General features: G+C 65.6%; 1 pseudogene. It reads left to right on the forward strand.

The annotated features are described in order from the left end of the window. Positions 1-518: pseudogene (locus tag AC1D1Y_RS26195) on the forward strand (DUF2157 domain-containing protein); the annotation flags it as partial.

Raw genomic sequence — 518 nt, forward strand, 5'->3', positions numbered from 1 at the left:
ACTTTGGCGGCCTGGTGGCCATAGGCGCCATGAGCTTGTTCATGACGCTGGGCTTTCAGGCGGTGGGGCCGGTGGCGCTGCTGGGCATTGGCCTGGCGTACCTGATTGCCTGCCTGAAGGTGGCAGACCATTTCAAGGCGCGTGGCTTGTTCGTACCCGCGGGGCTGCTGGCCACGCTGGCGGTGTGTCTGGTGTCGCTGGTGGCCTGGAGCGCACAGAGCGTGGCCGGGCAGTGGCCGCCGGGCGGGCCAGATTCGTTCTCCAGTTACCACACGCGCATTGACTGGCGCTGGCTCACGCTGGAATTTGTCACGTTGGCCGCGGGCGTGGTGATGCTGTGGCGCTATCGCCTGCCGTTCATGGTGATGCCGCTGGCGGGCACGCTCTGGTACATGAGCATGGACATGGCCAATGCGCTGCTGACGGACCACGGCTGGGAGTGGGAGTTCACGCGCGATGTGTCGCTGGTGTTTGGCATAGGCACCGTGGCGTTGGCCCTGTGGGTGGATGTGCGCAGC

The sequence above is a fragment of the Polaromonas sp. P1_G1 genome (genome assembly GCF_056405595.1).